The organism is Roseburia sp. 1XD42-69 (assembly GCF_003612565.1).
In the GTDB taxonomy this organism is placed as follows: domain Bacteria; phylum Bacillota; class Clostridia; order Lachnospirales; family Lachnospiraceae; genus Roseburia_B.
Genome location: NZ_RAZG01000110.1, coordinates 1 through 6,998, shown reverse-complemented (window position 1 = coordinate 6,998; position 6,998 = coordinate 1). Strand labels below are relative to the sequence as shown.

Here is a 6,998-nt window from a genome sequence, read left to right as displayed (position 1 = left end):
GCAATAACGAATGAAATCCCTACAAGCCCCAATGTACCCGTTCCCGCAGGTGCGGGTAACAACAAAGCAGAACCGATACAGACAAACCGGGAAATAACCAACGCTGCCATGCGTGAGCCATTTAACAAATATGTCTGCCTGTTTTTTATCTGGTCAGCATTGGCACTGATTTTATTTGTTCGTAAGGTAACAGTTTATCAAGGATTTATCCAATACATCAAAGCAGGAAATAAAGAGGTATCGGATATAAAAATCTTGAATCTGCTATCTGATTGTGAAGAAAAACTGAATATAAAAACAAGGGTTGAATTATCCCGTAATTCTCTGATTGCTTCCCCCATGCTGATCGGTTTCTTTCGACCAAGAATCATTTTGCCTGTTGGCGAATTGGAAGATAAAGAGTTATCTTATATCTTTGTGCATGAGCTAATTCACTACAAGCAGAGGGATATGTTTTATAAATGGCTGATACAAATTGTTGTGTGCGTCCATTGGTTCAATCCTTTTGTATATTTGCTGGAAAAGGAAGTGAATAAATCATGTGAATTGTCATGTGATGAAAAAGTTATATCTGTACTTGACGATACCGCAAGGCGTGAGTATGGAGATATACTAATTTCATTTTTGAAATCAAACAATCTCTACAAAAGTTCTTTAGCTTCCGTCACTTTGACAGAGGGAGCAGAACAGTTAAAAGAAAGGTTAGGTGCGATTATGAAATTTAGGAAAAAATCAAAAGTGATTATTGCCATTACTGCCATTTTTACGGTTGCTGTTTGTGTCTGCTTTTTTGTGACCGGTGCATACGCCGCCCCTTCTGTTGCTAATGATAAGAAAACGTGGAGGGACAGCGAAATATTGAATGAAGTTTTAACAGATAATGGAGTGTATTATATCTTTTGTGAAGGTGCGGACGAAGAAGATAGACCACAGGCATCTGTATCAGTTGGAAGCATCAAGTTTGTTGTGGTGCGAAAAGATAGCTGGACATCTATTGGACCGTTTGTCAATAAGGAAACACTTCTTGAAGATGTCACAGAACAGTGTAAATATATGAAAAATCTTACAGAAAAAGAAAAGGGATTGGTTATAGAAACTGCGGCATCAATATCAGAGAAGAAAAACAACGGAACAGATACATATATTTATGATGAAAATTTAGGGTTTGGTTGGTATCTGGATAATGAAAATTTGGATAATACGGATTTTGAAAATAATGAATCATACAAATACACTTATACACAAAAAGGATATTACTGCAATTCCTATATTATTGAAATGGGCTGGAACGTATATGCAAAAGTCCAGCAATACTATGGAGTAACAGAAATTGTCATGAAAGACAACTCGAAAATGACGGTGTATTTTTCTGATATTGCAAAAGATTATATAAATGACAGCGGAGCTGTTTCGGCAATAGAAGAATTGATTTATTCTTTGAAAAGTGCAAATATTAGTCCGACAATAGAAATGCCTTTGATTATGAGTATAACGCCTGTTGCAACTGATGATATACCAGCATTGACAGAAAAATATTTTCAAAATGAGGACTTGATTAGATTTTCTGCACTCTTTTCAGTATTAGATGAAGTAACCCAAAAAGATTACTACAAGAAAGTATATGACGCTGATAAAATTGCGCTCTTTTCAACTATTGTACAGAACATGGACGCAGATTTAATTTTACAGTATATAGATAAATCGGAACAGGATAATAAATCAAATTTCTTTGCCGTACTTTCAGATTATATGCAATCAAGTGATTTGAAAAAATATGCCGAGAAATACTATGAAGCTAATAATATTGCCCGGTTTACAATTCTGCTTGATTGCATGACAAAGGAAGAAAAACAGGAATGGCTGAAACGGGCGCGAACAGATAAGAAAAGTAATTTTGTTGCAGTCTTATCTGATGAATTGCTTGATTAAATTGTTATGGTTTAACAAGGGGCAGCCGACTAAAACAAAGCTGCCTCTTGCAAAATAAATGAACTTATCAATATTGTTTCCCATGTGGGAGAAAGGGGGAATTTTCTATGGACTGCACAGAAGCATACAGGGAACATATCATGTATTCTTTCAATGGTTTCTGCAAAGTCGTCATACGCTATGCCGCTATCAATGCATGGCGTGACAGGAACAGGCGGCGGCAAAGAGAAATATCCTTTGAATACCTCACAGAAGAAAAGTTTTACCCTCTAAGCACATCAGACGAATTTCTCAAATCACCCTACGAACAATACCCCGTTACAATCTGCGGTCAGACAATCATACTCACCAACGGCGAGCTTGCTGCAGCCCTGTTATCCCTGCCGGAGAAAAAGAGAGAAATCATCTATCTTTACTTTTTTGGGAATTACACACAACAGGAAATCGCGGATTTATACGGACAATGCAAGAGTACAGCATGGCATTATATCCACAGTGCCTTACAGATGTTGCAGGAGGAAATGGAGGTGCTTTTGCATGGGGAATCCTAAACTTATACCGTATGAAACCATTGTCCGGGTGACCAGCGGCGACCCGGAAGCCGTGGAGGAAGTCTTGCGGCATTACAGCAGGCGAATCCGGCTTGCCATGATTATTCACCCTATTACATTTTACTGTTCACCTTTCTTTTCGGATATGTCTACACCGTTCTATCAGTTAGCTAAAATAATTCCTATTACCGATATACCATTTTTCAGAAAAATAAAATTAGGTGAATTTTTCTGTAAGCTCTTGCTTTCTTCTGTTTCAAGTGTTATACTATTTTGCATAACAGTATAATAGCATAGACAGGTAGGAGGCGGATTGTGAAACTAATTATTTCAAATATATCGGGCATACCGATATATGAGCAAATTAAGCAGCAAGTAAAATCGGCGATTATGTCCGGCGATTTACAAGCGGACGAAACACTTCCCTCATTACGGACACTTGCTAAGGAATTGAAAATTAGTGTTTTGACTGTAACGAGGGCATATACAGAATTAGAACAGGAGGGATTTGTAAAGAATATTCAAGGACGGGGTTGTTTTGTCTTAGGACAGGGTTCTGAACTTTTGAGAGAACAGCTAATCTGCAAAATTGAAAACAACTTATCGGAAGCAATAAGCGCGGCGCGTGTTGCTAATCTTTCCGAAGAAGAATTACATCATCTTTTGAGTATCTTAATGGAGGAAAAAACAGATGAATGATTATTTGGAAGTAAGAAATCTATCAAAGTCCTTTGAGGGTTTCCAGTTACACGATATTACCTTTACTTTACCAAAAGGGTATATTATGGGGCTGATTGGTCCGAATGGCTCTGGAAAAACAACCACAATTAAACTCATACTGAATATGTTAAAGCGCACAAGCGGAGAAGTGAAAATTTTAGGATTTGACAATATTGCCAGCGAACAGGAAGCAAAAAGAAATTTAGGCGTTGTTTTTGACTCCAATTATTTTAGTGATGAATGGAAAATCTCACAGGTTGAAAAGTCTGTATCAGCTTTTTATGAAAACTGGAATACGCAAAAATTTTCGGAAACACTGAAAAGATTTCATATCCAGCCCTCTAAAAAGGTAAAAGAGCTTTCCAAAGGTATGCAGATGAAACTTATGCTTGCCTGCGCTTTTTCGTATGACGCAAAATTATTGATATTAGATGAACCTACCAGCGGGCTTGACCCTGTTTCAAGAGATGAACTTCTTTATATTTTGTCGGAATACATTGAAGATGGCGAGCATAGTGTTTTGTTCTCTACCCATATTACCGGGGATTTGGAACGTGCTGCTGACTACATTACCTATATCAGTTATGGGGAATTGTTTTTCAGTGGTGGTAAAGATGAATTTATAGATAATTTTAGGATAGTCAAAGGCGGGTGTGAAGAACTGTCTGCGGATTTGGATAAAAAAATGCTTGGTATCAGGCACTTTTCAACTGGATTTGAAGCTCTTGTCAAAACCGAGGATTTGAAACAGTTTGCACACTTAAATGTGGAACCGGCAACCATTGACGATATTGTGGTATTTACCAGCAAGAGAGGTGAACAGTATGAGTAATATTTGGAAATCAGCAAAACTGGATTTTTCTTTAGTAAAGCCCTATGTGAAAACAATATGTTTCACAATGATATTGCCTGTTGTATTTGCCGCTATCAACCGTTCTTTGCTGACAGGAATTTCATTTGCCATGTGCTTTATTGCCATGACAACGGGATATACCTTTTCGATTACAGAAAAGAACTCTATGGAACGGCTTTACGGTATTTTACCAATCCGAAAAAGTGACATGGTTATTGGGCGGTATATTTTTATCATTATCATGGGCTTAACTGCACTGATATTTTCTTTAATTGCTCACCCTGTCATATTAACTATTTTGGGAGAAAGCATTAGCATATTCGATTATATAAGTGCTGTTGTCACAGGGATATTCCTTTTTGCTCTTTATACAGTTTTTCAACTGCCCGGATATTATAAACTTGGTTCTATCAAAGGCAGGGTATTTATGTATATCCCGGTTGCGGGGTTTTTGATAACCTTGCTGCTCATTACAAAAAGTCCTGTTGGCGAAAGTATGCTACTTTTTACAGTTATCAATTCCCCTATCCTGCTAATGTTATTAGCTGTCATTTTTGTTATTGCAATGTATGTTGTTTCCATATTGGTATCTATTAAGATATTGAAAAATAAAGAAATGTGAGGTACGAACATGGATTTTACTGTTTTGATCGTAGGGCTTTTGATTGGTGTTGGAATACCGCTTAGAAACAAGGCTATCAAAGAATATAGGAAAAAACGGGACAGGAACAACAATTCTCAGAACCAAACAAGGGACAAAAATGAATAAAATATTATTGTTGGAAGATGATTTGAGCCTGATTAACGGACTGACATTCGCTTTTCAAAAGGCGGGATTTGAATTAGACATTGTGCGGACAATAAAAGAAGCTGATACCGCATGGACGGAGGGAAAGTATGATTTACTGATTTTAGACGTTTCTCTCCCTGACGGTTCCGGCTTTGAAATTTGCCGGAAAGTCCGGCAGACATCAAAAGTGCCAATCATATTTCTAACGGTTTCGGACGAGGAAATCAATGTGATTATGGGATTAGATATAGGCGGTGACGACTATATAACGAAACCATTTAAGGTTAGCGTGTTAATGTTGCGGATCAACGCCCTGCTTCGCCGGGCAAATGACTTTGGCTCTGCCAATACAGAGCTTCACTCAAATGGTATTAAAGTCCTGCTCCTGCAAGGACAGGCATATAAAAACGGGGAACTGTTAGACCTGACAGCAGCGGAATATAAATTGCTTTGCCTGTTCATGCAAAATCCTAACGTCCTGTTGTCTAAAGAGCAGATATTGCAGAAATTATGGGACGGTGACGGAAATTATGTTGACAGCAATACACTGACTGTTTATATCCGCAGACTGCGTATCAAAATTGAGGACAATCCCAGCGAGCCGCAAATGCTTCTCAATATCAGGCGCATGGGGTATAAATGGAACATTATTTGTTGAGGTGGAGCATGGAATTGTTTACAAACAGAGATACCAAATTTTTATTTACAGGGATAACCGTTTTTATAGTTGGCTTTTTACTAATGTCGCAGATAGGGATATGGGTATTCCGTGATAGCTGCATACCATTCATTTCTGTTCTTTCTGTTATATCGGGAGGCGGCATAGCGGCTGTTTGTTTTTGGTATTTTTATCAGCAGCATAAATTGATCGGGGTAGCTGTATCAGCAATCGACAAATACCTGAAAGGCGATACCAACGCCCGCATTGCTTGTGACAGGGAGGGTGAATTATATAAACTGTTCCATTCGGTGAACACCTTGGCTGCTGTATTAAACGCCCATGCTGAAAATGAATTGCGCTCAAAGGAATTTTTAAGGGATACCATATCAGATATTTCACATCAACTTAAAACGCCCATTGCAGCTTTGAGCATATATAATGAAATGGTGCAGGGAGAAGCGGAAAGACTGCCTGAAATAAAGAAATTTACCATATTATCAGAGCAGGAGCTAAACAGAATTGAAACGCTGGTACAAAATCTGCTGGAAATTACGAAATTAGACGCTGGTACTATCATCATAGAAAAAAGCGTTGAAAACGTAGCTGATATGGTAAAAGATATTGAATTACATTTTGCATACCGGGCGAAGCAGGAAAGAAAAGAAATTATTTTATCCGGGGCTGATAACATCACGCTTTTTTGTGACTGCGACTGGATTATCGAAGCAATCAGCAACATTGTGAAAAATGCTTTAGACCATACAGGCACAGGTGACCGGGTTATGATTGATTGGAAAGGGCTTCCTGACCTGACGCAGATTACAATAAAAGATACTGGCAGCGGTATTCACCCGGAAGATATACATTACATTTTCAAACGCTTTTACCGCAGTCGTTTTTCTAAAGACACACAGGGGATAGGGCTTGGTCTGCCGCTTGCCAAAGCGATCATAGAAGCCCACGACGGAAACATTACCGTAGACAGCGAGTTAGGCAAGGGAAGTGTTTTCAATATCACTTTTCTAAATTCAGATAAAATTACAAAATTGTAAGTTTCAATTCACTTGGGAGTAGGAAATAGATGTTATTCTTCTTGTAGAACGAAAGGAGGATAACATCTATGACTTTTTTACAATTCAAAAAGATTGCAAGGTGGTCTGGCTTACGGGCTGCCCTGCTTGGGGCTATGGGGCTTGTAACGCTTCTGTTCCCGGAATTTCTACAAGGCAGCATAATCTATGCGGTTGCGGCTTATGCCATTTTGAATGGCGCATTAGGTATCTTAGACTTTCTTTCCGGCAGGGGCAAAGAGGAAAAGCATATTGCATACCTAAATCTTTTTGTAACGGCTGCGGCAATCCTGTTTGGCATTTTAAGTATGGTCTATTTCCGATACCTGATTAGTATTATTCCTGTTTTTTCGCAATGTCATTAACTTAAGGAATCTTTTACATTTGAATTGTAAAAGATTCCTTTTTTCTGTATTTTTATTGT

The 6,998-nt window shown here is 38.3% G+C and carries 10 protein-coding genes; all 10 read left to right on the top strand.

The genetic code is table 11. From position 1 onward, the window contains the following. On the top strand, window positions 1-1,929 hold a 1,929-nt coding region (locus D7Y06_RS23065), incomplete at its 5' end, for a M56 family metallopeptidase (RefSeq protein WP_147415755.1). Window positions 1,930-2,036: 107 nt separating this feature from the next. After that, window positions 2,037-2,480 (top strand): RNA polymerase sigma factor, encoded by a 444-nt coding sequence (locus D7Y06_RS23060; RefSeq protein ID WP_120409889.1) that lies wholly within the window; start codon window positions 2,037-2,039, stop codon window positions 2,478-2,480. Further along, window positions 2,467-2,769, top strand: coding sequence for a helix-turn-helix domain-containing protein (locus D7Y06_RS28690; RefSeq protein WP_120409888.1), 303 nt, complete (start codon window positions 2,467-2,469; stop codon window positions 2,767-2,769). Before D7Y06_RS23060 ends, D7Y06_RS28690 begins: the two co-directional genes overlap by 14 nt. A gap of 26 nt (window positions 2,770-2,795) precedes the next feature. After that, complete coding sequence (locus tag D7Y06_RS23050; RefSeq protein ID WP_120409887.1) at window positions 2,796-3,179, top strand: GntR family transcriptional regulator; 384 nt, start codon at window positions 2,796-2,798, stop codon at window positions 3,177-3,179. After that, window positions 3,172-4,032, top strand: coding sequence for an ABC transporter ATP-binding protein (locus D7Y06_RS23045; RefSeq protein ID WP_120409886.1), 861 nt, complete (start codon window positions 3,172-3,174; stop codon window positions 4,030-4,032). The genes D7Y06_RS23050 and D7Y06_RS23045 overlap by 8 nt, the downstream gene beginning before the upstream one ends. Further along, window positions 4,025-4,675, top strand: a complete 651-nt coding sequence (locus tag D7Y06_RS23040) for an ABC-2 transporter permease (protein WP_120409885.1) — start codon at window positions 4,025-4,027, stop codon at window positions 4,673-4,675. Before D7Y06_RS23045 ends, D7Y06_RS23040 begins: the two co-directional genes overlap by 8 nt. 9 nt (window positions 4,676-4,684) lie before the next feature. Next, on the top strand, window positions 4,685-4,822 hold the full coding sequence (locus tag D7Y06_RS26675; protein ID WP_199714838.1) for a hypothetical protein: 138 nt from the start codon (window positions 4,685-4,687) through the stop codon (window positions 4,820-4,822). Beyond that, a complete protein-coding gene (locus D7Y06_RS23035) occupies window positions 4,815-5,501 on the top strand; it encodes a response regulator transcription factor (protein ID WP_120409884.1) in 687 nt (228 codons plus the stop codon). The genes D7Y06_RS26675 and D7Y06_RS23035 overlap by 8 nt, the downstream gene beginning before the upstream one ends. A gap of 8 nt (window positions 5,502-5,509) precedes the next feature. Next, window positions 5,510-6,556 carry a sensor histidine kinase gene (locus D7Y06_RS23030; RefSeq protein ID WP_120409890.1) on the top strand — a complete coding sequence of 349 codons (1,047 nt, stop codon included), beginning with the start codon at window positions 5,510-5,512 and terminating at the stop codon, window positions 6,554-6,556. 68 nt (window positions 6,557-6,624) lie between these two features. Then, complete coding sequence (locus tag D7Y06_RS23025; protein ID WP_120409883.1) at window positions 6,625-6,939, top strand: hypothetical protein; 315 nt, start codon at window positions 6,625-6,627, stop codon at window positions 6,937-6,939. Window positions 6,940-6,998 lie beyond the last annotated feature (59 nt).

What these genes read in the sequence shown, in the direction of transcription:
- D7Y06_RS23060 (WP_120409889.1), top strand. Translation starts at nt 2,037, where the DNA reads ATGGACTGCACAGAAGCATACAGGGAACATATCATGTATTCTTTCAAT.
- D7Y06_RS28690 (WP_120409888.1), top strand. Translation starts at nt 2,467, where the DNA reads ATGGGGAATCCTAAACTTATACCGTATGAAACCATTGTCCGGGTGACC.
- D7Y06_RS23045 (WP_120409886.1), top strand. Translation starts at nt 3,172, where the DNA reads ATGAATGATTATTTGGAAGTAAGAAATCTATCAAAGTCCTTTGAGGGT.
- D7Y06_RS23040 (WP_120409885.1), top strand. Translation starts at nt 4,025, where the DNA reads ATGAGTAATATTTGGAAATCAGCAAAACTGGATTTTTCTTTAGTAAAG.
- D7Y06_RS26675 (WP_199714838.1), top strand. Translation starts at nt 4,685, where the DNA reads ATGGATTTTACTGTTTTGATCGTAGGGCTTTTGATTGGTGTTGGAATA.
- D7Y06_RS23035 (WP_120409884.1), top strand. Translation starts at nt 4,815, where the DNA reads ATGAATAAAATATTATTGTTGGAAGATGATTTGAGCCTGATTAACGGA.
- D7Y06_RS23030 (WP_120409890.1), top strand. Translation starts at nt 5,510, where the DNA reads ATGGAATTGTTTACAAACAGAGATACCAAATTTTTATTTACAGGGATA.
- D7Y06_RS23025 (WP_120409883.1), top strand. Translation starts at nt 6,625, where the DNA reads ATGACTTTTTTACAATTCAAAAAGATTGCAAGGTGGTCTGGCTTACGG.